Origin of the sequence: Pseudomonas sp. NBB (assembly GCF_032701105.1) — a bacterium.
Taxonomy (GTDB): Bacteria; Pseudomonadota; Gammaproteobacteria; order Pseudomonadales; family Pseudomonadaceae; genus Aquipseudomonas; species Aquipseudomonas asiatica.
In genome coordinates, this window is sequence record NZ_CP103994.1 from 1,335,972 (window position 1) to 1,361,427 (window position 25,456).

A 25,456-nucleotide genomic window follows, 5' to 3' on the forward strand; every position below is an offset into this window, starting at 1 on the left:
ATGGCCCAGCTTTGCGTAGCCTTGGTCGCAGGTGAGGCCAGCGGCGATATTCTCGGTTCAGGCTTGATGCGTGCCATCAAGGCACGCCACCCCGATGTACGGTTCATCGGCGTTGGTGGTCCCTTGATGGAAGCCGAAGGCCTGCAATCCTATTTCCCCATGGAGCGCCTGGCCGTCATGGGCCTGGTCGAAGTGCTGGGGCGCCTGCGCGAGCTGCTCAAGCGGCGCAAGCTGCTGATCGAGACCCTGATCGGTGAAAAACCCGATGTGTTCATCGGCATCGATGCCCCCGACTTCACCCTCAACATCGAACTGAAACTGCGTCAGGCCGGGATCAAGACCGTGCACTACGTCAGCCCGTCGGTATGGGCCTGGCGGCAGAAGCGTGTGCTGAAGATTCGCGAAGGCTGCGACCTGATGCTGACGCTGTTGCCATTCGAGGCGCGGTTCTATGAAGAGCAGGGCGTGCCAGTGCGCTTCGTTGGCCACCCGTTGGCCGATACCATCCCGCTAGAAGCCGACCGTCCTGCGGCGCGTGCCGCGCTGGGCTTGGGCGAAGGGCCGGTAGTGGCGTTGATGCCGGGCAGCCGGGGCGGCGAAGTAGGGCGCCTGGGGGCACTGTTCCTGGATGCTGCCGAAAGGCTGCGCCAGCAGGTACCGGGCGTGCGTTTCGTACTGCCCTGTGCCAATGCCGCGCGGCGCGCCCAGATCGAGCAGATGCTCGAAGGGCGTAAGCTGCCGCTGACCCTGCTCGATGGCCAGTCGCACCAGGCCCTGGCGGCCTGTGACGCGGTGCTGATCGCCTCGGGTACTGCCACCCTCGAAGCGCTGCTGTACAAGCGGCCGATGGTTGTGGCCTATCGCCTGGCGCCGCTGACCTACTGGATCCTCAAACGTCTGGTAAAGAGCCCCTACGTTTCGTTGCCGAACCTGCTGGCCCAGCGTGCGCTGGTACCCGAGCTGCTGCAGGATGACGCCACCAGCGAAGCACTGGCCAATACCCTGGCGCCGCTGGTAGCCGATGGCAGCCGGCAGACCGAAAGTTTCGACGAAATTCACCGCACCCTTCGCCGTGACGCCTCCAACCAGGCGGCCGAGGCGGTACTGGCCTTGCTCAAGGACCGGTGACATGCAAATTGGACTGGACTTCAACCTGGTCGAAGACCTGGTCGCCGGCGTCGACGAAGTGGGCCGTGGCCCGCTGTGCGGCGCGGTGGTGACCGCAGCGGTGATCCTCGACCCGGCGCGCCCGATCCTCGGCCTGAACGATTCGAAGAAGCTCACCGAAGCCAAGCGCGAGGCGCTGTTCGACGAGATCTGCGAAAAGGCCCTGAGCTTCTGCATCGCCCGCGCCGAGGTCGAGGAAATCGACCGCCTGAACATCCTGCACGCGACCATGCTGGCCATGCAGCGCGCGGTGGAAGGCCTGCACATTACACCGAAGCTGGCCCTGATCGACGGTAACCGTTGCCCGAAACTGGCCGTACCGGCGTCGCCGGTAGTCAAGGGCGATAGCCAGGTGCCGGCCATCGCGGCGGCGTCGATCCTGGCCAAGGTGACCCGTGACCGGGAGATGAGCGCATTCGAGCTGATCTACCCGGGCTATGGCATTGGCGGGCACAAGGGCTACCCGACCCCGGTGCACCTCGAGGCGCTGGCACGGTTGGGGCCTACGCCCATTCATCGGCGCTCCTTTGCCCCGGTGCGGGCCGCGTGGGACGCACGTGAAGGCGTTACCGACTCCCTGATCTGACCTATTAGTTCGTTGCTGCAGATGTCACGCTATCCTCTGTGGGAGCGGCTTTAGCCGCGAACACCGGCGCAGCCGGTGCCATACACCGCGTTGGATTCTTCGCGGCGGTTCGACGCCTCGATGAACCCGCTCCCACAGTGGGGCGGTGCGCGCACATTCTTTATTCTCTGGCCGACACCGCAATCCCAAATCCTATCCCCATTTACGCTACAATCCCGCCCTTGTCGTTCAGCACTGCTACAGGATCTTCCATGTCGGTTCCCTTCGTTCACCTGCGCGTCCACTCCGAATTCTCGCTGGTCGACGGCCTGGTGCGGATCAAGCCGCTGGCCAAGGCGCTGGCCGGGATGAACATGCCGGCGGTGGCGATCACCGACCAGAGCAACATGTGCTCGCTGGTAAAGTTCTACAAGACTGCCATGGGCGCGGGCATCAAGCCGATCTGCGGCGCCGACCTGTGGCTGGCCGCTGCCGACCCGGAAGCACCGCTGTCGCGTATCTGCTTCCTGGCCATGAACCCCAAGGGGTACCGCAACCTCACCGAGCTGATCTCGCGCGGCTGGACCGAGGGCCAGCGCAACGGCCTGGTGATCCTTCAGCGTGAATGGATCGCCCCGGCCAGCGAGGGCTTGATCGCCCTGTCCGCAGGCAAGGAAGGTGACATCGGCATGGCCTTGCTGGCGGGGCGGCAAGATGAAGCCGAGGCCCTGCTGCAGGACTGGATGGCGATGTTCCCCGAGCGCTTCTATGTCGAGGTGCAGCGCACCAACCGCGCCCGCGACGAGGAATATGTGCACGCCGCCGTGGCCTTGGCCGACAGGTTCGGCGCTCCGCTGGTGGCAACCAACGATGTGCGTTTCATCAAGCAATCGGACTTCGATGCTCACGAAACCCGCGTATGCATCGGTGAGGGCTGGACCCTCGACGATCCGCGCCGGCCAAGGATGTACAGCGACCAGCAGTACCTGAAGTCGGCCGAAGAAATGACCGAACTGTTCAGCGACCTGCCCGACGCCATTGCCAACACCGTCGAGATTGCCAAGCGTTGCAACATCCAGGTGCAGTTGGGCAAGTACTTCCTGCCCGACTTCCCCACGCCCAATGGCATGGGCATCGATGACTACCTGCGGCATGTGTCCCACGAAGGCCTGGAAGAGCGCCTGGCAGTGCTGTGGCCGAAAGAGACCACGCCCAACTACGAAGAGAAGCGCCAGGTTTACCTGGACCGCCTGAAGTTCGAACTGGACATCATCATCCAGATGGGCTTCCCCGGTTACTTCCTGATCGTGATGGACTTCATCAAGTGGGCCAAGAACAACGGTGTGCCTGTCGGCCCGGGCCGGGGGTCGGGTGCTGGCTCGCTGGTGGCCTATGTACTGAAGATCACCGACCTCGACCCGCTGGCCTACGACCTGCTGTTCGAGCGCTTCCTCAACCCTGAACGTATTTCCATGCCCGACTTCGACGTCGACTTCTGCATGGATGGCCGTGACCGGGTGATCGACTATGTGGCCGAAGCCTATGGCCGCAACGCGGTCAGCCAGATCATCACCTTCGGTACCATGGCGGCGAAGGCGGTGGTGCGGGACGTGGCGCGGGTACAGGGCAAGTCATACGGTCTAGCCGACCGCCTGTCGAAGATGATCCCGTTCGAAGTGGGCATGACCCTGGAAAAGGCCTACGAGCAGGAAGAGATCCTGCGCGACTTCCTCAAGGGTGACGAAGACGCCCGCGAAATCTGGGACATGGCCCTGAAGCTCGAGGGCGTGACACGCGGTACCGGCAAGCACGCCGGTGGTGTGGTCATCGCCCCGACCAAGCTCACCGACTTCTCGCCGATCGCCTGTGATGAAGAGGGCGGCGGCCTGGTAACCCAGTTCGACAAGGATGACGTCGAGGCCGCCGGCCTGGTGAAGTTCGACTTCCTCGGCCTGCGGACCCTGACCATCATCAAGTGGGCGATGGAGATCATCAACCGCGAGCAGGCCAAGAAGAACCTGCCCGATGTAAACATCGACTTCATCCCGCTGGACGACCGCAAGACCTACGAGCTGTTGCAGAAGGCCGAAACCACGGCGGTGTTCCAGCTTGAATCGCGGGGCATGAAAGAGCTGATCAAGAAGCTCAAGCCCGACTGCCTGGAAGACCTTATCGCACTGGTGGCGTTGTTCCGCCCAGGCCCGCTGCAGTCGGGCATGGTGGACGACTTCATCAACCGCAAGCACGGCCGCGCCGAGCTCGCCTACCCCCATCCGGACTACCAGTACGAAGGCCTGAAGCCGGTGCTGGCACCGACCTACGGCATCATCCTGTACCAGGAACAGGTGATGCAGATCGCCCAGGTGATGGCTGGCTATACCCTCGGCGGCGCCGACATGCTGCGCCGTGCGATGGGTAAGAAGAAGCCCGAGGAGATGGCCAAGCAGCGCGGTGGTTTCATCGAAGGTTGTGCCAACAACAATATCGATGCAGACCTGGCTGGTAACATCTTCGACCTGGTGGAAAAGTTCGCCGGTTACGGCTTCAACAAATCCCACTCCGCCGCCTATGGCCTGGTGTCGTACCAGACCGCGTGGCTGAAAACCCACCACCCGGCGCCGTTCATGGCTGCGGTGTTGTCGGCGGATATGCACAACACCGACAAGGTGGTGGTGCTGGTCGAGGAAGTGCGCAGCATGAAGCTGCGCCTCGACGCGCCCGACGTGAACTTCTCCGACTTCAAGTTCACCGTCAACAATGACGGGCGCATCGTCTACGGCCTGGGCGCCATCAAGGGCGTCGGCGAGGGCCCGGTGGAGGCGATCGTCGAGGCCCGCGCCCAGGGTGGCCCATTCAAGGACCTGTTCGACTTCTGTGAGCGCATCGACCTCAAACGGGTCAACAAGCGCACCCTCGACGCGCTGATCCGCAGTGGTGCGCTGGACCGCCTGGGCCCGCACTTCCATGACGAGATCAAGGCCTACCACGCCAACATCGACATCAACCGTGCAACCCTGCTCTCGGCGCTGGGCGAGGCAATCAAGGCTGCCGAGCAGGCCGCCCACACCGCTGACAGTGGGCACGTTGACCTGTTCGGCGGCATGTTCGAAGAGGCGGATGCCGACGTCTACGCCAACCACCGCAAGGTGCGCGAACTGACCCTCAAGGAACGCCTGAAGGGCGAAAAAGACACCCTTGGCTTGTACCTCACCGGCCACCCGATCGACGAGTACGAGACCGAGATCCGCCGCTTCGCCCGCCAGCGCATCATCGACCTCAAGCCGTCACGCGATACCCAGACCATCGCCGGCATGATCATTGCCCTTCGGGTGATGAAGAACAAGAAGGGTGACAAGATGGGCTTCGTCACCCTGGATGACCGCTCCGGGCGCATCGAGGCGTCGCTGTTTGCCGATGCCTTCATGGCGGCACAGTCCTTGCTGCAGACCGATGCCATGGTGGTTGTCGAAGGCGAGGTCAGCAACGACGATTTCTCCGGTGGCCTGCGCCTGCGGGTGAAGCAGGTGATGACCATGGAAGATGCGCGCACCAAGCTGGCCGAGAGCCTGCGCCTGAAGGTGGCACACGAAGCGCTCAAGGGCGACCGGCTGAAGTGGCTGGGCGAGTTGATTACCCGCCATCGCGGCGCTTGCCCGATCACTCTCGAATACACCGGCAGCGACGCCAAGGCCATGCTGCAGTTCGGCGAGCAGTGGGCTATCGACCCGGCCGATGGGCTGATTCAGGCGCTGCGTGACCAGTTCGGGCGTGAGAACGTCTTCCTGCAATATCGTTGAACCGACAAAAATTTAATCTCGACCTGAATGCGCCTGATCCCTTAAGGTAGGGCGCCAAACGGATCAACCGGCCGGCCGCCTGGCCGTAGACCCAAGACGGATGACTATGAACCCGAATTTTCTCGATTTCGAACAGCCGATTGCCGACCTGCAAGCCAAGATCGAAGGCCTGCGCCTGGTAGGCAACGACAACTCGCTGAACATCAGCGATGAAATTGCCCGTCTGCAAGACAAGAGCAACACCCTGACCGAAAGCATCTTCGGCAACCTGACCAGCTGGCAGATCGCCCGCCTGGCTCGTCATCCGCGTCGTCCTTACACCCTGGACTACCTGGAGCACATCTTCACCGAGTTCGAAGAGCTGCACGGCGACCGCCACTTCTCCGACGACGCTGCCATCGTCGGCGGTACTGCGCGCCTGGACGGCAAGCCGGTCATGGTCATCGGTCACCAGAAGGGCCGCGAAGTGCGCGAGAAGGTACGCCGCAACTTCGGCATGCCGCGCCCTGAAGGCTACCGCAAGGCCTGCCGCCTGATGGAAATGGCCGAGCGCTTCAAGATGCCGATCCTGACCTTCATCGACACCCCGGGCGCCTACCCGGGCATCGACGCCGAAGAGCGCAACCAGAGCGAGGCCATCGCCTGGAACCTGCGCGTGATGGCGCGCCTGAAAACCCCGATCATCGCCACCGTGATCGGTGAGGGTGGTTCCGGCGGTGCGCTGGCCATCGGTGTGTGCGACCAGTTGAACATGCTGCAGTACTCCACCTACTCGGTGATCTCGCCGGAAGGCTGCGCCTCGATCCTGTGGAAGACAGCCGACAAGGCAGCTGACGCGGCCGAGGCAATGGGCATCACTGCCGAGCGCCTGAAGAGCCTGAACATCGTCGACAAGGTCATCCAGGAGCCGCTGGGCGGCGCCCACCGTGACCCGGCGAAGATGTCGGAAAGCATCCGTGCCGACCTGGTACAGCAGCTGGACATGCTCGGCAAGCTCGACCATGACGCGCTGCTGGCTCGCCGTTACGATCGCCTGATGAGCTACGGTATCTGATAGCGAGATGAATGGCACCGGCTTCGCCGGTGTTCGCGGGCGCTCCCACAGGTACTGCGCAGCCCTCTGAAACGGCGCGATCCCTGTGGGAGCGGGTTCACCCGCGAATGCATTCTCGAATTGAGTGCGGGTTCGATGATCAACCTCACCCCTTGGCTCAACGCCCCAGCCTGGTACATCGCCTTCTCCGGCGGCCTCGATTCCACCGTCCTCCTGCACCTGCTGGCCGACTACGCCCGCAATCACGCATCCCCTCCATTGCGCGCCATCCACGTCCACCATGGGCTGCAACCCGCCGCCGATGCCTGGCCCGCCCACTGCCAAACCGTCTGCGACAATCTCGGCATCGAACTCCAGGTCATCCACGTCCAGGTCATCCCCGGCGCCAGCCTCGAACAGGCCGCCCGCGACGCCCGCTATGCTGCCTTCAGGCAAGCCCTCGGCCCAGGCGACATCCTGTTCACCGGCCAGCACCGCGACGACCAGGCCGAAACCCTGCTGTTCCGCCTGCTGCGCGGCGCAGGCCTGCGTGGCATGGCTGCAATGCCGGGGCAGCGGGCGCTAGGGCAGGGTAGCCTGGTCAGGCCGTTGCTGGGCTGTTCCCGCCAGCAACTGCAGGACCACGCCCAGGTCAATGGGCTGGCCTGGATCGAAGATCCGACGAACGCTGACACACAATTTGCCCGCAACTACCTGCGCAGCGAAGTCTTTCCGCTGCTTCGGCAACGTTGGCCGCAGGCCAGCCAGAACCTTGCCCGCGCCGCCGAGCACCTGAGCGAAGCCCAAGGCCTGCTGGACGAGCTTGCCCAGGACGACCTGGCGCTCGCCGGGGAGGGCGCGCCGCTGGCTTGGCCGGGGCTGGACTCCCTCGATCTGGCCAACCTGGTGGCGCTGTCGCCGGCCCGTCAGCGCAATGCCCTGCAGTACTGGCTGAGCCACCGTACCCGCCTGCCCGACACCCGACACTGGGCCGGCTGGGCGGACCTGCGCGATGCCGCGGCCGATGCCCGGCCCGCCTGGCAGCTTGCCGATGGGCAGTTGCTGCGCAGTCATGGCCGCATCTGGTGGTTGAGTGGTGACTGGCTGCAGCTGCCCGTCGGCGAACTGCCCTGGGCCGATCCCACCAAGCCTTTGCTGTTGCCGGGTAACGGCAGGGTGCGTCTTGTTGGCGCAGCGCCGCTGGGCGGCTTGCGCATTGCCTACCGCCAGGGCGGTGAAGTGCTGGATGTCCCCGGCCGCGGCCGACGCGACCTCAAGCGCCTGTTAAACGAACTGCAGGTGCCGCTTTTCCTGCGCCCGCGCCTGCCACTGCTGTACCAGGGCGAACGCTTGCTGGCGGTGGCCAACCTGCCCGGGCTGGTGCAGGCTGATTGCCAGCTGTCCTGGCAGTTGCCGACGAACGCGCAAGGTTTGAGCTGAAGGGTACATTCGGGTAGACTACCCTCCCTTCTTGATACAGCTTCTGTGGGTTCCGCGAAAACACAGGAGTTGCCGATTACCAAGCAGTTTTTTGCTGGGCTGATTCTGGAAATGACGAGCGAGCTCCATGCCGGGGATACCCCTGGTCTGTACAGACGCGGCAGTTTTTCGAGATGCACTGTGATTGACGCAGGTGATCGGGGGCTTCGGCCTTCCTTCGCTTTCTCCGGCGGCGCTGGCCGCCTTAACGCAGACTTCTAGGGTTTTTCATGACGCGCTACATATTCGTCACGGGCGGTGTTGTTTCTTCATTGGGGAAAGGCATTGCCTCGGCTTCCCTGGCGGCCATCCTGGAAGCGCGGGGCCTGAAGGTCACCATGCTCAAGCTGGATCCGTACATCAACGTCGATCCGGGCACCATGAGCCCGTTCCAGCACGGTGAAGTGTTCGTCACCCACGATGGCGCCGAGACCGACCTCGACCTGGGCCACTACGAGCGGTTCATCCGCACCACCATGACCCAGAACAACAACTTCACCACCGGCCGCATCTACGAGCACGTACTGCGCAAGGAACGTCGTGGTGACTATCTGGGCGCGACCATCCAGGTCATCCCGCACATCACCGATGAAATCAAGCGTCGCATCATCAAGGGCGCCGGCGATGCCGACGTGGCCCTGGTGGAAATCGGCGGTACCGTGGGTGACATCGAGTCGCAGCCGTTCCTCGAAGCCATCCGCCAGCTGCGCGTCGAAGTGGGCTCCAAGCGCGCCATGCTGATGCACCTGACCCTGGTCCCGTATATCGCCACCGCTGGCGAGACCAAGACCAAGCCGACCCAACACTCGGTCAAGGAGCTGCGCTCCATCGGCCTGCAGCCTGACGTGCTGATCTGCCGCTCCGACCACCCGGTCGATGCCTCGTCGCGTCGCAAGATCGCGCTGTTCACCAACGTTGAAGAGCGTGCGGTGATTTCGCTGGAAGACGTCGACACCATCTACAAGATCCCGGGCGTGCTGCACGCACAGGGCCTGGATGACTTCGTCGTCGAGCGTTTCGGCCTGCAGTGCAATGGCGCCGACCTGTCCGAGTGGGACAAGGTGGTCGATGCCAAGCTAAACCCTGAGCACGAAGTGACCATCGCCATGGTCGGCAAGTACATGGAGCTGCTGGATGCGTACAAGTCGCTGATCGAAGCGATGAGCCACGCCGGCATTACCAACCGCACCAAGGTCAACCTGCGCTACATCGACTCGGAAGACATCGAGAACCAGGGCACCAGCCTGCTCGAAGGTGCCGATGCCATCCTGGTGCCGGGCGGTTTCGGCCTGCGCGGCGTGGAAGGCAAGATCACCGCGGTGCAATACGCCCGTGAGAACAAGGTGCCGTACCTGGGTATCTGCCTGGGCATGCAGGTGGCCGTGATCGAATTCGCCCGTAACGTGATGGGCTGGAAGGACGCCAACTCCACCGAGTTCGACCGCAACAGCGGCCACCCGGTAGTCGGCCTGATCACCGAGTGGGCCGATGCCACCGGTGCCGTCGAAACCCGCAGCGAAGCCTCCGACCTGGGTGGCACCATGCGCCTGGGCGCACAGGATTGCCAGCTGGCGGCCGGTTCCAAGGTGCACGATTGCTACGGCAAGGACGTGATCACCGAGCGTCACCGCCATCGCTACGAAGTGAACAACAACCTGTTGCCGCAACTGATCGATGCCGGCCTGGTGGTTTCCGGCCGCTCTGAAGACGGCGCGCTGGTGGAAGTGGTCGAGTCCAAGGACCACCCATGGTTCGTCGCCTGCCAGTTCCACCCGGAATTCACCTCGACCCCGCGTGACGGCCACCCGCTGTTCAGCGGTTTCGTCAAGGCAGCCCTGGCTCAGAAGAACAAGGCCTGATCAATGACCCAGAAGATCATTCGCGTCGGTAACATCGAGATCGCCAACGACAAGCCGTTCGTCCTGTTCGGCGGCATGAACGTCCTGGAGTCCCGTGACCTGGCAATGAAGGTCTGCGAAGAGTACGTGCGGGTGACCGAGAAGCTTGGTATCCCGTACGTGTTCAAGGCCAGCTTCGACAAGGCCAACCGTTCGTCGGTAACCTCCTACCGTGGCCCTGGCATGGAAGAGGGGCTGAAGATCTTCGAAGAGATCAAGCGCACCTTCAACGTGCCGGTCATCACCGACGTACACGAGCCTTATCAGGCCGAGCCTGTAGCCAAAGTGTGCGACATCATCCAGCTGCCGGCATTCCTGTCGCGCCAGACCGATCTGGTGGTGGCCATGGCCAAGACCGGCGTAGTGATCAACATCAAGAAGGCCCAGTTTCTCGCGCCTCAGGAAATGAAACACATCCTGACCAAGTGCGAAGAAGCCGGTAACGACCAGTTGATTCTCTGCGAGCGTGGTTCGAGCTTCGGCTACAACAACCTGGTGGTGGACATGCTCGGCTTCGGCATCATGAAGCAGTTCGAGTACCCGGTGTTCTTCGACGTGACCCACGCCCTGCAGATGCCGGGTGGTCGCGCCGATTCCGCCGGTGGTCGCCGCGCCCAGGTCACCGACCTGGCCAAGGCCGGCATGAGCCAAGGCCTGGCCGGTCTGTTCCTCGAAGCCCACCCCGATCCGGACAACGCCAAGTGCGATGGCCCATGTGCCCTGCGCCTGGACAAACTGGAGCCATTCCTGGCCCAGCTCAAGCAACTGGACGACCTGGTGAAAAGTTTTCCGACGGTAGAAACCGCGTAAAGCTCGATTCTCGGGTAAAGTACCGCCCGATCCACCCCTGACCAGTCGGTCAGGGGTTCCCTTCACCCGGCCTGCCCACTGCAAGTCCGCCCGGTGAACGGCTGGAATTTCCTAAGCTAAGTTGTTTTCGTCAATTCTGGAGTGCTTACAACAATGGCAAAAATCGTCGACATCAAAGGTCGTGAAGTTCTCGATTCGCGTGGCAACCCCACCGTGGAAGCCGATGTACTGCTCGACAACGGCATCATCGGCAGCGCCTGCGCGCCGTCCGGTGCTTCCACTGGCTCGCGCGAAGCGCTGGAGCTGCGTGATGGCGACAAGAGCCGTTACCTGGGCAAGGGCGTGCTGAAGGCTGTTGCCAACATCAATGGCCCGATTCGTGACCTGCTGCTGGGCAAGGACCCTGCCGACCAGAAGGCCCTGGACCGCGCCATGATCGAGCTGGACGGTACCGAGAACAAGGCCAAGCTGGGCGCCAATGCCATCCTGGCCGTTTCCCTGGCTGCCGCCAAGGCCGCTGCCCAGGACCAGGACCTGCCGCTGTACGCGCACATCGCCAACCTGAACGGCACCCCTGGCCAGTACTCGATGCCGGTACCGATGATGAACATCATCAACGGTGGCGAGCACGCCGACAACAACGTCGACATCCAGGAGTTCATGGTACAGCCGGTTGGCGCCAAGACCTTCTCCGACGGCCTGCGCATGGGTACCGAAATCTTCCACCACCTCAAAGCCGTGCTCAAGGCCCGTGGCCTGAACACCGCCGTTGGTGACGAAGGTGGTTTCGCCCCTAACCTGGCTTCCAACGAAGACGCTCTGGGCGCCATCGCCGAAGCCGTTGAGAAAGCCGGCTACAAGCTGGGCACCGACGTGACCCTGGCCTTGGACTGCGCGGCTTCCGAGTTCTACGAAGACGGCAAGTACAACCTGTCCGGCGAAGGCAAGTCGTTCGACGCTGAAGGCTTTGCCGAGTACCTGAAAGGCCTGACCGAGCGCTTCCCGATCATCTCGATCGAAGACGGCCTGGACGAGTCCGACTGGGCTGGCTGGAAGATCCTCACCGACAAGATCGGTGCCAAGGTGCAGCTGGTTGGCGACGACCTGTTCGTGACCAACACCAAGATCCTCAAGGAAGGCATCGAGAAGGGCATCGGTAACTCGATCCTGATCAAGTTCAACCAGATCGGTTCGCTGACCGAAACCCTGGAAGCCATCCAGATGGCCAAGGCTGCTGGCTACACCGCAGTGATTTCGCACCGCTCCGGTGAAACCGAAGACTCGACCATTGCCGACCTGGCCGTGGGTACTGCTGCCGGCCAGATCAAGACTGGCTCGCTGTGCCGTTCCGACCGCGTTTCCAAGTACAACCAACTGCTGCGCATCGAAGAGCAACTGGGTGCCAAAGCGGTTTACCGCGGTCGTGCCGAGTTTCGCGGTTAAGCAAGAGATGGTAAAAAGACAGCAGCCGGAGTTGTGGGAACGTTCGTACTGAACTTTCCTACATTTCAACGGGTTTCTGTCGACGAAGCCTGGCCTCGGCCAGGCTTCGTGCTATTCGAGGCCCGGAAGTAAAAATACCCGGCAGCCTTTTTAACCTGGATAACGTGATGCGCAGTCCCTATTGGTTGTTCCTCGTCCTGCTCCTGCTGCTGGGTGGCCTGCAGTACCGCCTGTGGGTGGGTAATGGCAGCCTGGCGCAAGTGACCGAGCTGAAGCAGCAGATTGCTGAGCAGCATGCCGAAAACGAGCGCTTGCTCGAGCGCAATCGCGTGCTCGATGCCGAAGTGCTGGAGCTGAAAAAAGGCATGGAGACCGTTGAAGAGCGGGCTCGCCACGAATTGGGAATGGTCAAAGAGGGCGAAACCCTCTTCCAGTTGCCACAGAAATGATCGAAACCTTACCGGCCTTCTGGGCCGTGATTCCTGCTGCGGGCGTAGGTGCCCGCATGGCTGCCGACCGCCCCAAGCAGTACCTGGAGCTGGCCGGGCAAACCATTATCGAGCACAGCCTCGACTGTTTTCTTGGCCACCCGATGCTCAAGGGCGTGGTGGTCAGCATTGCCGAAGATGACCCGTACTGGCCTCGCCTGCGCTGCGCCAGCGACCCGCGCATCCAGCGTGCCGCGGGTGGTCGAGAGCGTGCCGACTCGGTGCTCAATGCCTTGCTGGTGCTGCATGCTCTCGGGGCTGCGGACAGTGATTGGGTGCTGGTACACGATGCTGCACGACCGAACCTGGCGCGCAGCGATCTGGACAAGCTATTGTCGGAGCTGGCGGACGACCCGGTGGGTGGCCTGCTGGCGGTGCCGGCGCGCGATACCCTCAAGCGGGCCGATGCTGATGGCCGGGTGGGCGCTACCGTAGACCGCAGTACCATCTGGCAGGCCTATACACCGCAGATGTTCCGCCTTGGGGCGTTGCATCAGGCGCTGGCCGAGTGTCTTGTGTCGGATGTGCTGGTGACCGACGAGTCCTCTGCCATCGAGTGGTCCGGCCAGGCGCCGCGGCTGGTCGAAGGGCGCAGCGACAACATCAAGGTGACCCGGCCGGAAGATCTGGAGTGGTTGCGCCAGCGTTGGGCAGGGCGCCGCTGAATTTCTTGCTCCTGTGCCGGCCTCTTCGCGGGTAAACCCGCTCCCACAGGTATCGCACATCCCTTCAGGTTTGCGCTGTACCTGTGGGAGCGGGTTTACCCGCGAAGAGGCCAGAGCAGCCAGCACAAGGTTTCAGTTCAAGCGATACTCCGGCAACCCCGCCAACCCTTCTTTCAGGTAATCCACCAGCCGCCGTACCTTCGGCGACAGGTGCCGCTGCTGCGGATACAGCGCCCACACCGCGGTATTCGGTGGCTGGTGCGCCTCAAGCAACGACACCAGCGCACCACTGTTCAAGTGCTCCAGCACGTAGTAATCCGGCAACTGGCACAACCCCATCCCCTGCAGCGCTGCGTCCAGCACCGCCTGCCCGCTGTTGCAACGCCAGTTGCCCTGGACTCGCTGGCTGATCTCGCGGCCGTCCTGCTGTAGCGCCCACAAATCCGAACTGCCTACCAGGCAGTTGTGCCGCGCCAGTTCCGACAGGCTGTGCGGCCGACCATAACGTTCCAGGTAGTCCGGCGAAGCACACAGGTACATGCGCCGGGGCGCCAGGCGGGTTGCCACCAATCGCGAGTCGGCCAGCCGGCCCAGGCGGATGGCCAGGTCCATGCCTTCATGCACCAGGTCGAGGGTATGGTTGCTCAGTTCCACTTCCACCCGCAGCTGCGGGTACAGCGCCATGAACCGCGTCACCAGCGGCACGATGAAACGCTCGCCGTAGGCCACCGCGCAGGTCATGCGCAGCAGCCCCTTGGGCTCGCTGGCCAGATCGCCCATGGCGCGCAGGGCTTCCTCGCGGCCATCCTGCAAGCGCTGGCAGTGCTGCAGGAACGTCTGCCCGGCCTCGCTCAGGGTCACCCGCCGGGTGCTGCGGTACAGCAGGCGCGTCTGCAGCCGTTCCTCCAGTCGGGCGATCTGCCGGCTGATGTGCGACGAGGAAACCCCCAGACGCTCTGCGGCCGCGGTGAACTGGCCCGACTCGGCCACGGCGACGAACTCGTCGATGCCTTCCCAGCGGCTGCTCATTGATTATCCCTGTATGGCAATAATGTTTTGTCTTTGGCCTGATTATTCATCAAAAAGCGGTGAATTACACTGCCAGACTGAATCGACACTCTGTCTGGAGACCTTTGATGATCAAGTCCCGTGCTGCTGTAGCTTTCGAAGCCAAGAAACCCCTGGAAATCGTCGAAGTCGACGTGGCCATGCCCAAGGCCGGTGAAGTGCTGCTGCGCGTGGTCGCCAGCGGTGTCTGCCACACCGACGCCTACACCCTGTCGGGCGCCGACCCGGAGGGCATCTTCCCGTCGATCCTCGGTCACGAAGGTGGCGCGATCGTCGAGGCGGTAGGCGAGGGCGTCACCTCGGTCGCCGTCGGTGACCACGTCATTCCGCTGTACACCCCGGAATGCGGCAAGTGCAAGTTCTGCCTCTCGGGCAAGACCAACCTTTGCCAGGCCATCCGCGCCACCCAGGGCAAGGGCCTGATGCCGGACGGCACCACGCGCTTCTCCTACAAAGGCCAGCAACTGTTCCACTACATGGGTACCTCGACCTTCTCCGAGTACACCGTGCTGCCGGAAATCTCCGTGGCCAAGATCCAGAAAGAAGCGCCGCTGGAAAAGGTCTGCCTGCTGGGTTGCGGCGTCACCACCGGTATCGGCGCGGTGCTCAACACCGCCAAGGTCAAGGCGGGTGACACCGTGGCCATCTTCGGTCTGGGCGGCATCGGCCTGTCGGCAGTGATCGGTGCGGTCAAGGCCAAGGCGTCGCGCATCATTGCCATCGATATCAACCCGGCCAAGTTCGAGATCGCCCGTCAGCTGGGTGCTACCGACTGCATCAACCCGAAAGACTACGACCGCCCGATCCAGGAAGTGATCGTCGATCTCACCGACGGCGGCGTGGACTTCTCGTTCGAGTGCATCGGCAACGTGCAGCTGATGCGTGCTGCGCTGGAATGCTGCCACAAGGGCTGGGGTGAGTCGGTGATCATCGGCGTGGCCGGTGCCGGCCAGGAAATCGCCACCCGTCCGTTCCAGCTGGTTACCGGTCGCGTATGGCGTGGTTCGGCGTTCGGTGGCGTGCGTGGTCGTAGCGAGCTGCCGAGCTACGTGGAAATGTCCGAGAAGGGCGAGATCCCGCTGGATACCTTCATCACCCACACCATGGGCCTGGAAGACATCAACAAGGCCTTCGACCTGATGCATGAAGGCAAGAGCATCCGCAGCGTCATCCACTTCTGAGGTTTGCCATGAGCCTGGATAACATCTCCTGCCAGAAGAGCTTCGGCGGCTGGCACAAGCGTTACCGGCATCACTCCAAGGTGCTGGGTTGCGACATGGTGTTCGCCGTCTACCTGCCGCCGCAGGCCGAACAGGGCGAGAAGCTGCCGGTGCTGTACTGGCTCAGCGGCCTCACCTGCACCGACGAGAACTTCATGCAGAAAGCCGGCGCCCAGCGCCTGGCTGCGGAGCTTGGGTTGATCATCGTAGCCCCCGACACCAGCCCGCGTGGTGAGCAGGTGCCGAGCGACCCGGACGGTGCCTGGGACTTCGGCCTGGGTGCCGGGTTCTACCTCAATGCCACTCAGCAGCCCTGGGCCCAGCACTACCGCATGCACGACTATGTGGTGGAGGAATTGCCCGCGTTGATCGAGGCGCACTTCCCGGCTTCGGGCGAGCGCAGCATCAGTGGCCACTCCATGGGTGGGCATGGCGCGCTGGTGTGCGCCTTGCGCAACCCGGGGCGCTACCGCTCGGTGTCGGCGTTCTCGCCGATCAGCAACCCGATGGATTGCCCGTGGGGCGAGAAAGCCTTCAGCCGCTACCTGGGTGAAGACCGGGCGCGCTGGCGCGAGTGGGATGCCAGCGTGCTGCTGGCCGAGGCTCCGGCCGGCGAATGCCCGCCGTTGCTGGTGGACCAGGGCGACCGCGACGACTTCCTCGAGAAGCAGCTTAAGCCTGAAGCCTTGGAGCAGGCGGCACGCAAAGGTGGGCATGAACTGACCCTGCGCCTGCAGCCTGGCTATGACCACAGCTACTACTTCATCGCCAGCTTCATCGAGGAGCACCTGCGTCATCATGCGGTGGCCTTGGGGCGGGTGTAAGGCGTAGCTGTGGTGCTTGCTTCATCGCTGGCAAGCCAGCTCCCACCTCGACTGCATGGCCCTCGGGCCCCGTGCCATACCTGTGGGAGCTGGCATGCCGGCGATGGGCTGCGAAGCAGCCCCAATGCCTCAAAAGCAGGTAGAATCACGCCCTGACTCATTCAGGGCGTTTTTCTATGCGTATTGGCCACGGCTACGATGTGCACCGTTTCTGCGACGGTGATTTCATTACCCTGGGCGGGGTGCGTATCCCCCACAAATACGGCCTCCTGGCCCACTCCGATGGCGACGTGCTGCTGCACGCCCTGAGCGATGCCTTGCTTGGCGCGGCAGCGCTGGGTGACATCGGCAAGCATTTCCCCGACACCGACCCGCAGTTCAAAGGCGCCAACAGCCGTGTTCTGCTGCGCCATGTGGTCGGCATCGTCCAGGCCAAGGGCTGGAAGGTCGGCAACATCGACGCCACCATCGTCGCCCAGGCGCCGAAGATGGCACCGCACATCGAAACCATGCGCAAACTGATCGCCGAAGACCTGCAGGTCGAACTCGACCAGGTCAATGTCAAGGCTACCACCACCGAGAAGCTCGGCTTCACCGGCCGCGAGGAGGGCATCGCCGTGCATTCGGTAGCCCTGTTGCTGCCAGCATGACCGAACTGGAACTGTTGGGCCCGCGTGCATCGGGCGAACCACTGGGTACCGCCGTTCTCAAGGCAGTGGCCGAAGATTTCCAAGTCGACGAAGTGCTGGACATCCCGCTGTCGGGACAGGGCGAGCACTTGTGGCTGTGGGTCGAAAAGCGTGACCTGAACACCGAGGAGGCGGCCCGCCGCCTGGCCCGTGCCGCAGGGGTGCCGGTGCGCACGATCAGCTACGCCGGCCTCAAGGACCGCCAGGCCCTGACCCGCCAGTGGTTCAGCCTGCACCTGCCCGGCAAGGCCGACCCGGACCTGTCGCGTGCCGAGGATGCCAGCCTGCGTGTGCTCAAGCAGGTGCGCCACCAGCGCAAGCTGCAGCGCGGTGCGCATTCGGCCAATGGCTTCACGCTGCGCCTGACTGCCCTGGCTGCCGATCACCAAGCGGTGGATGCGCGCCTGGAACAGCTCAAGCAGTACGGTGTGCCGAATTATTTCGGCACCCAGCGCTTCGGCCACGGTGGCGGCAACGTTCACGACGCTCTTGATTGGGCCGCACGCAATGCCCTGCCCGAACAGCGCAACGTGCGTTCGCGGTTGCTCTCGGCCGGGCGCAGCTACCTGTTCAACCAGGTGCTGGCAGCCCGTGTTGCCGACGGCAGCTGGGCGCGTGCGCAGGTGGGCGACCTGTTGGCGTTCACCACGAGTCGTAGCTTCTTTCCTGCTGGGGAGTCGGAATGTTCCGATCCTCGGCTGGCGATTCTTGACCTGCATCCGACCGGCCCGCTGTGGGGGGCAGGCGATTCGCCGGCTACGGGGAGTACTGCGCAACAAGAGGATGCGATCGCCGCACGGCAGCCGGCACTTTGCCAGTGGCTGGCCCTGGCGGGCATGGATCACGAACGACGCATTCTGCGGCTCCCTATTGGCGGTCTTACGTGGCATTATCCCGAGCCTGATATCCTGCAACTGGAATTCGTCCTTCCGGCCGGATGTTTCGCCACCGTGGTGGTGCGCGAAATCGTGGATCTGGTGTCGGCGGGGCAGACGGACAGCTCATGCGTATTCTGATTTCGAACGACGACGGTGTTACCGCACCCGGCATCGCCGCGCTGCATGCTGCGCTGGTGGATTACGCCGAGTGCGTGGTTATTGCCCCGGATCAAGACAAGAGCGGCGCCAGCAGTTCGCTGACGCTGGACCGGCCACTGCACCCGCAGACCTTGGCCAATGGCTTCATCAGCCTCAACGGCACGCCGACCGACTGCGTGCATCTGGGGCTCAATGGGCTGTTGCCACAGGCGCCGGACATGGTTGTGTCGGGGATCAACCTCGGTGCCAACCTGGGTGACGACGTGCTCTATTCGGGCACGGTCGCGGCCGCGTTGGAAGGCCGTTTCCTCGGCGGTACCTCGCTGGCGTTTTCGCTGTTGTCGCGCCAGCCGGACAACCTGCCCACCGCGGCCCACATCGCCCGCCGCCTGGTCGAGGCTCAGTCGCGCCTGGCCTTGCCACCGCGCACCGTGCTCAACGTCAATATCCCCAACCTGCCGCTGGAGCACATTCGTGGCATCCAGCTCACCCGCCTCGGTCACCGGGCGCGGGCGGCGGCGCCGACCAAGGTGGTCAACCCACGCGGCAAGGAAGGCTACTGGATCGCTGTCGCCGGGGATGCCGAGGACGGTGGCCCGGGGACCGACTTCCACGCGGTGATGCAAGGCTATGTATCGATCACTCCGCTGCAGCTCGACCGCACCTTCAGTGATGCCTTCGAGCAGCTCGACGGTTGGCTGGAGGGCCTGCTCTGATGCGTGAGGACGATATGCTGCGGCGTGGCATCGGCATGACCTCCCAGCGCACCCGGGAGCGGCTGATCCAGCGCCTGTGCGAGGAGGGCGTTTCGAACACCAAGGTGCTCGACGTCATCCGTCGTACCCCGCGCCACCTGTTCGTCGACGAGGCGCTGGCGCATCGCGCCTACGAAGACACCGCGCTGCCGATCGGCCACAACCAGACGATCTCGCAACCGTTCATGGTTGCCCACATGAGTGAACTGCTGCTCGAGGCCGGGCCGCTGGACAAGGTGCTCGAGATCGGCACCGGCTCGGGCTACCAGACGGCAATCCTGGCTCAGTTGGTCGAGCGGGTGTTCTCGGTGGAACGCATCAAGGTGTTGCAGGACCGGGCCAAGGAGCGCCTGGTGGAGCTGAACCTGCGCAACGTGGTGTTCCGCTGGGGGGATGGTTGCGAAGGCTGGCCGGCGCTGGCGCCGTACAACGGCATCATCGTCACCGCCGTAGCGCCGGAAGTGCCGCAGGCACTGCTCGACCAGCTTGCGCCGGGTGGCCGTATGGTGATCCCGGTGGGCCCAGCCGGCGAAACCCAGCAGCTGATGCTGATCGTGCGCGAGGAGCATGGATTCTCCCGCCGCGTGCTGGGGGCCGTGCGCTTCGTACCGCTGCTCAACGGCCCGCTGGCCTGAACACTGCTGGTTCGAGTCGCGCGATATTTTTGCGCCAGCACCGAATTCTTGCTGCAACGCCCTGTCTATCTGGCGGGGTGAAGCGCTAGCGCACAGCGTGTTGCAAGGCTTTGCAGCAGTCTTTCACCAACCCTGCCAATGCGGGCGGGCTTGGTTATAATTGCAATAATATTGCATTTGTTGTCATTTCGTTTTCGGCACCATGAGGGGAGCGCGGGTGGGTCACACAGTCATTCGGCAGCGCAAGGACGGGTCGGGTTTCACGCTTCTGGTGATTGCACTGGCCATGGGCACGCTACTGGTAGGTTGCTCGAGCACCAGCAGCAACAGCGCGCGGGTGGTCGACCGCAACAACACCGTGCCCAAGCGCCCGGCAGTAACCACCGGGCAGTACATCGTCAAACCTGGCGATACGCTGTTCTCCATCGCCTTCCGTTATGGCTGGGACTACAAGGAGCTGGCTGCGCGCAACGGTATCGCGGCGCCCTACACCATTCGCCCGGGGCAAGCGATTCGTTTCAGCAGCGGCTCTACCGGCAGCACCACGGTGGTGTCCAGCCCGTCGTCGTCGAGCAAGACCACGGTCATCCGGCGGCCTGTGGGAAGCACCAGCACACCTCCTGGCAACACCAGCAAACCGGCCACGCCGGCAGCCTCCAGCAGCGCCCCGGTGGTCGCCACGGTGCCTGCCGCGGAGCGTGCGGTAGGTGGCTGGACCTGGCCCGCCAACGGCGTGCTGATTGGAAAATTCGCTTCAAACGGTAGTTTGAATAAAGGCATTGATATCGCCGGTGATTTGGGACAGCCTGTTTTTGCTGCGTCTGATGGTGCAGTGGTGTACGCCGGGAGTGGCTTGAGGGGCTACGGCGAACTGATCATCATCAAGCACAGCGATACCTACGTCAGTGCCTACGGCCATAACCGCAGGCTGTTGGTTCGGGAGGGGCAGCAGGTCAAGGCAGGGCAGTCGATTGCTGAAATGGGGTCCACGGGCACAGATCGGGTGAAGCTGCATTTCGAGATTCGCCGCCAGGGCAAACCCGTCGATCCGCTCCAGTTCCTGCCACGTCGTTGACCGTTGTACCCGGCCTGTTCCTGTGATGTAGAGGGGACAGGCTCCAGCGCTGCCAAGGAGATAGGTGCCGCTCGAGTCTGAGTTCGAACTCAGCAAAGGACTATAACAATGGCTCTCAGTAAAGAAGTGCCGGAGTTTGACATCGACGATGACCTGCTTCTGATGGAGACGGGTATCGTTTTGGAAACGGATGTGGTGTCAGACGAACCTGCTGTATCTTCGGTTCGGACGAGGGCCAAGTCGGGCTCTTCGCTCAAGCAACACAAGTACATCGATTACAGCCGGGCGCTCGATGCCACCCAGTTGTATCTCAACGAGATAGGATTCTCGCCTCTGCTTTCGCCGGAAGAGGAAGTGCACTTTGCGCGCCTGTCGCAAAAGGGCGACCCTGCCGGCCGCAAGCGCATGATCGAAAGCAACCTGCGCCTGGTTGTAAAAATTGCCCGTCGTTACGTGAACCGCGGCCTGTCGCTGCTCGACCTGATCGAGGAGGGCAACCTTGGGCTGATCCGTGCGGTCGAGAAGTTCGACCCGGAGCGTGGTTTCCGGTTCTCGACTTATGCGACCTGGTGGATTCGCCAGACCATCGAACGGGCGATCATGAACCAGACCCGCACCATTCGCCTGCCGATCCACGTGGTCAAGGAACTGAACGTCTACCTGCGCGCTGCGCGCGAGCTGACCCAGAAACTGGACCACGAACCCTCGCCAGAAGAAATAGCCACGCTGCTGGAGAAGCCGGTCGCCGAGGTCAAGCGTATGCTGGGCCTGAACGAGCGGGTGTCTTCGGTGGATGTGTCGCTCGGCCCAGACTCGGACAAGACCCTGCTCGATACCTTGACCGACGACCGCCCGACCGACCCATGCGAACTGCTGCAGGATGATGACCTGTCGCAGAGTATCGACCAGTGGCTGGGCGAGTTGACCGACAAGCAGCGTGAAGTGGTGGTGCGCCGCTTTGGCTTGCGCGGGCATGAAAGCAGCACCCTGGAAGATGTTGGACTGGAGATTGGCCTGACCCGCGAACGGGTGCGGCAGATCCAGGTCGAGGGGCTCAAGCGTTTGCGTGAGATTCTCGAGAAGAACGGCCTGTCCAGTGAGTCGTTGTTCCAGTAGCGGAAGTCTGTAACACAAAGCGCCCCGATGATTTCGGGGCGTTTTTGTATGTGGCGATCAGAGGTGTCCCATTCAAAATTGCGGGGGCGCTTTGCGCCCCTTTCGCGACACAAGGCCGCTCCCACAGGTATTTCATCGCCTTTGAATGCACCACTATCCTGTGGGAGCGGCCTTGTGTCGCGAAAGGGCTGCAAAGCAGCCCCAAGACATTATGTACTGCGCTACCCCAATAACATCGCGTGTAAGCCTTTGCTTACTTGTTCTGTAAGCCTTTTATGCACGCTTCAGTAAATCATTGTCGTATCCAGATCCTGCGTTTTCCCAACTCATTGAAAATCCGGACTTATTCAGCTGTGAGGAGATGTGTCACCTGCAACACCCTGTGAGGTTTCGCGGTTGCCGGCCAGGCTCAAGTCGCTAGTATTCGAACTGTGCACAGGGACATGCACAGGCTTTCAGGAGGAAAGCCAGGGACATCGCAAGACGCGATTTCATCAGGATGATGTTTGGGACAAGCAGGGACTACGGAAAAAATGTGGGCGGGTCAAACCGCCCCTTTTTTTGCCCGCAGAAAACAAAAAAGGCCCCAAAGGGCCTTTTTAGTGTCCGGACGCTATCAGCGCTCCAGATCGGCAATCTTGCCAGTCTTGCCATCCCATTCCTCAGCGTCCGGCAGGGCGTCCTTACGCTCGGTGATGTTCGGCCAGATTTCCGCCAGTTCGGCGTTCAGCTCGATGAAGTTTTCCATGCCCGCAGGCACTTCGTCTTCCGAGAAGATGGCTTGCGCTGGGCATTCCGGCTCGCACAGGGCACAGTCGATGCACTCGTCCGGGTGGATGACCAGGAAGTTCGGGCCTTCGTAGAAGCAGTCCACCGGACAGACTTCCACGCAGTCGGTGTATTTGCATTTGATGCAGTTGTCGGTGACGACGAAGGTCATTTCTAATTCTCTCCTCAGGCGACGGCGGCGGCCCTTCCTCTCAGGGCCGCGCGGTTTACGGGTATGTGGCTGCAGGCCAGGCTAATAACCTGCAGCACCAGCAAACCGCGGCGGATTCTACCAGCTTGTAGTGGGCGCCGTTATAACAGGTTCTTTAGTTGATATAGCATTTCGATAGCTTGACGCGGTGTCATTTCGTCCAGCTGCAGCTTGCCCAGCTTCTCTATGGCCGGGTGTGGCAGGCTGGCGAACAGGTCGCTCTGGTGCGGGACCTGTGGCACGTCCTTGGCCTTTTGGGCCGTGGGTTGTTCATGCGGCAGGCTGGTGGTTTCCAGCCTCGCCAAGTGTTCACGGGCACGCTGGATGACGGCCGTCGGCACGCCGGCCAGCTGCGCCACGGCCAGACCGTAGCTCTGGCTGGCAGGACCAGGCAGCACGTGGTGCAGGAATACGATGCGTTCGTTGTGTTCGGTGGCGTTCAGGTGCACGTTGGCCACCAGTGGCTCGCTTTCCGGCAGCACGGTGAGTTCGAAGTAGTGCGTGGCGAACAGCGTGTAGGCGCGCAGCTGGGCCAGGCGCTCTGCGGCGGCCCAGGCCAGCGACAGGCCGTCGAAGGTACTGGTGCCGCGGCCCACTTCATCCATCAGCACCAGGCTGCGGTCGGTGGCGTTGTGCAGGATGTTGGCGGTTTCGCTCATCTCGACCATGAAGGTCGAGCGGCCACCGGCCAGGTCGTCGCTGGAGCCGATGCGGGTGAAGATGCGGTCGACCAGCGACAGCTCGCAGCTGGCAGCCGGCACGAAGCTGCCGATATGCGCCAGCAGCACGATCAGGGCGGTCTGGCGCATGTAGGTGGACTTACCGCCCATGTTCGGGCCGGTGATGATCAGCATGCGCGTGCTGTTGTCCAAGCCCAGGTCGTTGGCCACGAAGGGTGTGGTCAGTACCTGTTCCACCACTGGGTGACGGCCCTGCTCGATGCGCAGGCACGGCTCGTCTACGAAGCGTGGGCAGTTCAGGTCGAGGTTCAGTGCTCGTTCGGCCAGGTTGCTGAGCACGTCCAGTTCGGCCAGGGCGGCGGCGCTGTCCTGCAGCGGTGCCAGGTGGCTGATCAGGGTTTCCAGCAGGGCATCGTAGAGCATCTTCTCGCGTGCCAGGGCGCGGCTCTTGGCCGACAGTGCCTTGTCCTCGAACGCCTTCAGCTCCGGGGTGATGAAGCGCTCGGCGCCCTTTAGGGTCTGACGGCGGATGTAGTCACCCGGGGCCTGCTCGGCCTGCTTGGTCGGTAGTTCGATGAAGTAGCCGTGCACCCGGTTGTAGCCGACCTTGAGGTTGGCAAGGCCAGTACGGGCCTTTTCCCGCGCTTCCAGATCGATCAGGAATTGGCCGGCGTTTTCGCTGATCGCCAGCAACTCGTCCAGTTCGTTGTCATAGCCGGCCTTGAGCACGCCGCCATCGCGGATCACCGCCGGCGGGTTGTCTATGATCGCCCGCTCCAGCAGGCTAGCCAGTTCGGGATAGGTGCCGGTAATGGCGGCCAGACGCGCCAGGTGCGGTGCCTCCAGCTCGGCCATGGCATTCTGCAACTCGGGCAGCGCCCCAAGTGCATCGCGCAGGCGTGCCAGATCGCGTGGGCGGGCATTGCGCAGGCCGATACGGGCGAGAATCCGCTCGATATCGCCAATTTCCTTGAGCTGCGGCTGCAGCTTCTCGAAGCGGTAGCCGTCGAGCAGGCAGCGGATCGAGTCCTGGCGCGCCTGCAGCACCTTGAGATCGCGCAACGGGCGGTTCAACCAGCGGCTCAGCAAACGGCTGGCCATGGCGGTCTGGCAGCGGTCGATCACCGACTGCAGGGTGTTGTCTCGGCCGCCGGCCAGGTTGATGTCCAGCTCCAGGTTGCGGCGGCTGGCACCGTCGAGAATGACCGTGTCGTCCAGGCGTTCGTGGCGCAGGCTGCGCAGGTGTGGCAGGGCGGTGCGCTGGGTTTCCTTGGCATAGATCAGCAGGCAACCGGCGGCACCGATGGCCAGGGTCAGCTTGTCGCAGCCAAAGCCCTTGAGGTCCTTGGTCGCGAACTGCTGGCACAGGGCCTTGCGCGCCGAGTCGCGGTCGAAGTCCCATGGCGCACGGCGACGGGCGCCCGGTCGTTTCTCGGCCGGCAGGTCGCGCGGCCAGTCGTCGGGGATCAACAGCTCGACCGGGTTGAGGCGCTCGAGCTCGGCCAGCAGGTTTTCCCAGCCCTTGATCTCCTGCACGCTGAAGTTGCCACTGGTGATGTCCAGTACGGCCAGGCCGAACAGGCGCTCGTCCCCGAGCAGCGCGGCAATCAGGTTGTCGCGACGCTCGTCGAGCAGGGCCTCGTCGCTGACCGTACCCGGGGTGATGATGCGCACAACCTGACGTTCCACCGGGCCCTTGCTGGTGGCAGGGTCGCCAATCTGCTCGCAGATCACCACCGATTCGCCGAGCTTGACCAGCTTGGCCAGGTAGCCTTCCAGCGAATGGAACGGAATCCCGCACATTGGGATGGACTGGCCGGCCGACTGACCGCGCGCGGTCAGGGTGATGTCCAGCAGTTTCGCGGCTTTTTTCGCATCTTCGTAGAAGATCTCGTAGAAGTCGCCCATGCGGTAGAACATCAGCTGGTCCGGGTGCTGGTTCTTCAGCTTCCAGTACTGCTGCATCATCGGGGTGTGGTCGGAAAGACTGGACATTCAAGGCCTTGGAGCTAAGCGTCTATTAGACAATCGCA

Annotated in this window: 21 protein-coding genes; 18 read left to right on the plus strand and 3 right to left on the minus strand. The window is 62.8% G+C overall.

Going from position 1 to position 25,456, the window contains the following annotated elements:
* From lpxB to ispD, 10 genes are all read left to right on the plus strand, one after another.
* On the plus strand, positions 1 to 1,128 hold the full coding sequence (gene lpxB, locus NY023_RS06150; protein ID WP_013971260.1) for a lipid-A-disaccharide synthase: 1,128 nt from the start codon (positions 1 to 3) through the stop codon (positions 1,126 to 1,128).
* A 1-nt stretch (position 1,129) separates the two neighbouring features.
* Complete coding sequence (gene rnhB, locus NY023_RS06155) at positions 1,130 to 1,753, plus strand: ribonuclease HII (protein ID WP_013971261.1); 624 nt, start codon at positions 1,130 to 1,132, stop codon at positions 1,751 to 1,753.
* A 251-nt stretch (positions 1,754 to 2,004) separates the two neighbouring features.
* Positions 2,005 to 5,529, plus strand: a complete 3,525-nt coding sequence (dnaE, locus tag NY023_RS06160) for a DNA polymerase III subunit alpha (protein WP_013971262.1) — start codon at positions 2,005 to 2,007, stop codon at positions 5,527 to 5,529.
* A 106-nt stretch (positions 5,530 to 5,635) separates the two neighbouring features.
* Positions 5,636 to 6,583 carry an acetyl-CoA carboxylase carboxyl transferase subunit alpha gene (gene accA / locus NY023_RS06165; RefSeq protein ID WP_013971263.1) on the plus strand — a complete coding sequence of 316 codons (948 nt, stop codon included), beginning with the start codon at positions 5,636 to 5,638 and terminating at the stop codon, positions 6,581 to 6,583.
* Between the two features lie 135 nt (positions 6,584 to 6,718).
* Complete coding sequence (gene tilS / locus NY023_RS06170; protein WP_013971264.1) at positions 6,719 to 8,002, plus strand: tRNA lysidine(34) synthetase TilS; 1,284 nt, start codon at positions 6,719 to 6,721, stop codon at positions 8,000 to 8,002.
* Positions 8,003 to 8,271: 269 nt separating this feature from the next.
* A complete protein-coding gene (locus NY023_RS06175) occupies positions 8,272 to 9,900 on the plus strand; it encodes a CTP synthase (protein ID WP_004375437.1) in 1,629 nt (542 codons plus the stop codon).
* Positions 9,901 to 9,903: 3 nt separating this feature from the next.
* Positions 9,904 to 10,749: a 3-deoxy-8-phosphooctulonate synthase gene (kdsA, locus tag NY023_RS06180; protein ID WP_013971265.1), complete on the plus strand. Its 846-nt coding sequence runs from the start codon at positions 9,904 to 9,906 to the stop codon at positions 10,747 to 10,749.
* 153 nt (positions 10,750 to 10,902) lie between these two features.
* Complete coding sequence (gene eno / locus NY023_RS06185; protein WP_013971266.1) at positions 10,903 to 12,192, plus strand: phosphopyruvate hydratase; 1,290 nt, start codon at positions 10,903 to 10,905, stop codon at positions 12,190 to 12,192.
* A gap of 167 nt (positions 12,193 to 12,359) precedes the next feature.
* Positions 12,360 to 12,641, plus strand: coding sequence for a cell division protein FtsB (gene ftsB / locus NY023_RS06190; RefSeq protein WP_004375443.1), 282 nt, complete (start codon positions 12,360 to 12,362; stop codon positions 12,639 to 12,641).
* Positions 12,638 to 13,345 carry a 2-C-methyl-D-erythritol 4-phosphate cytidylyltransferase gene (gene ispD / locus NY023_RS06195; RefSeq protein WP_013971268.1) on the plus strand — a complete coding sequence of 236 codons (708 nt, stop codon included), beginning with the start codon at positions 12,638 to 12,640 and terminating at the stop codon, positions 13,343 to 13,345. Before ftsB ends, ispD begins: the two co-directional genes overlap by 4 nt.
* Before the next feature lie 132 nt (positions 13,346 to 13,477).
* Here ispD and NY023_RS06200 read toward each other — a convergent pair whose 3' ends face one another.
* Positions 13,478 to 14,374: a LysR substrate-binding domain-containing protein gene (locus NY023_RS06200; RefSeq protein ID WP_013971269.1), complete on the minus strand. Its 897-nt coding sequence runs from the start codon at positions 14,372 to 14,374 to the stop codon at positions 13,478 to 13,480.
* A 107-nt stretch (positions 14,375 to 14,481) separates the two neighbouring features.
* On the opposite strand from NY023_RS06200, the gene NY023_RS06205 reads away from it, so the two are divergent.
* The 8 genes from NY023_RS06205 (at position 14,482) to rpoS (ending at position 21,764) form a co-directional block, all read left to right on the plus strand.
* Complete coding sequence (locus tag NY023_RS06205; RefSeq protein WP_013971270.1) at positions 14,482 to 15,594, plus strand: S-(hydroxymethyl)glutathione dehydrogenase/class III alcohol dehydrogenase; 1,113 nt, start codon at positions 14,482 to 14,484, stop codon at positions 15,592 to 15,594.
* Positions 15,595 to 15,602: 8 nt separating this feature from the next.
* Complete coding sequence (fghA, locus tag NY023_RS06210) at positions 15,603 to 16,457, plus strand: S-formylglutathione hydrolase (protein WP_013971271.1); 855 nt, start codon at positions 15,603 to 15,605, stop codon at positions 16,455 to 16,457.
* 176 nt (positions 16,458 to 16,633) lie between these two features.
* Positions 16,634 to 17,107 carry a 2-C-methyl-D-erythritol 2,4-cyclodiphosphate synthase gene (gene ispF / locus NY023_RS06215; protein ID WP_013971272.1) on the plus strand — a complete coding sequence of 158 codons (474 nt, stop codon included), beginning with the start codon at positions 16,634 to 16,636 and terminating at the stop codon, positions 17,105 to 17,107.
* Positions 17,104 to 18,162 (plus strand): tRNA pseudouridine(13) synthase TruD, encoded by a 1,059-nt coding sequence (gene truD, locus NY023_RS06220; RefSeq protein WP_013971273.1) that lies wholly within the window; start codon positions 17,104 to 17,106, stop codon positions 18,160 to 18,162. Before ispF ends, truD begins: the two co-directional genes overlap by 4 nt.
* Positions 18,150 to 18,899, plus strand: coding sequence for a 5'/3'-nucleotidase SurE (gene surE, locus NY023_RS06225; RefSeq protein ID WP_013971274.1), 750 nt, complete (start codon positions 18,150 to 18,152; stop codon positions 18,897 to 18,899). The genes truD and surE overlap by 13 nt, the downstream gene beginning before the upstream one ends.
* Before the next feature lie 35 nt (positions 18,900 to 18,934).
* Entirely contained in the window at positions 18,935 to 19,573 is a 639-nt protein-coding gene (locus NY023_RS06230) for a protein-L-isoaspartate(D-aspartate) O-methyltransferase (protein ID WP_015269209.1), read from the plus strand.
* A gap of 217 nt (positions 19,574 to 19,790) precedes the next feature.
* Positions 19,791 to 20,648, plus strand: a complete 858-nt coding sequence (locus NY023_RS06235) for a peptidoglycan DD-metalloendopeptidase family protein (protein ID WP_023662488.1) — start codon at positions 19,791 to 19,793, stop codon at positions 20,646 to 20,648.
* 108 nt (positions 20,649 to 20,756) lie between these two features.
* Complete coding sequence (rpoS, locus tag NY023_RS06240) at positions 20,757 to 21,764, plus strand: RNA polymerase sigma factor RpoS (RefSeq protein WP_013971277.1); 1,008 nt, start codon at positions 20,757 to 20,759, stop codon at positions 21,762 to 21,764.
* A 616-nt stretch (positions 21,765 to 22,380) separates the two neighbouring features.
* On the opposite strand, the gene fdxA is transcribed toward rpoS, so the two are convergent.
* Both fdxA and mutS read right to left on the minus strand, forming a co-directional pair.
* Entirely contained in the window at positions 22,381 to 22,704 is a 324-nt protein-coding gene (gene fdxA, locus NY023_RS06245; RefSeq protein ID WP_004375459.1) for a ferredoxin FdxA, read from the minus strand.
* A 140-nt stretch (positions 22,705 to 22,844) separates the two neighbouring features.
* Positions 22,845 to 25,418, minus strand: coding sequence for a DNA mismatch repair protein MutS (gene mutS / locus NY023_RS06250; RefSeq protein ID WP_038408954.1), 2,574 nt, complete (start codon positions 25,416 to 25,418; stop codon positions 22,845 to 22,847).
* Positions 25,419 to 25,456: the final 38 nt, after the last annotated feature.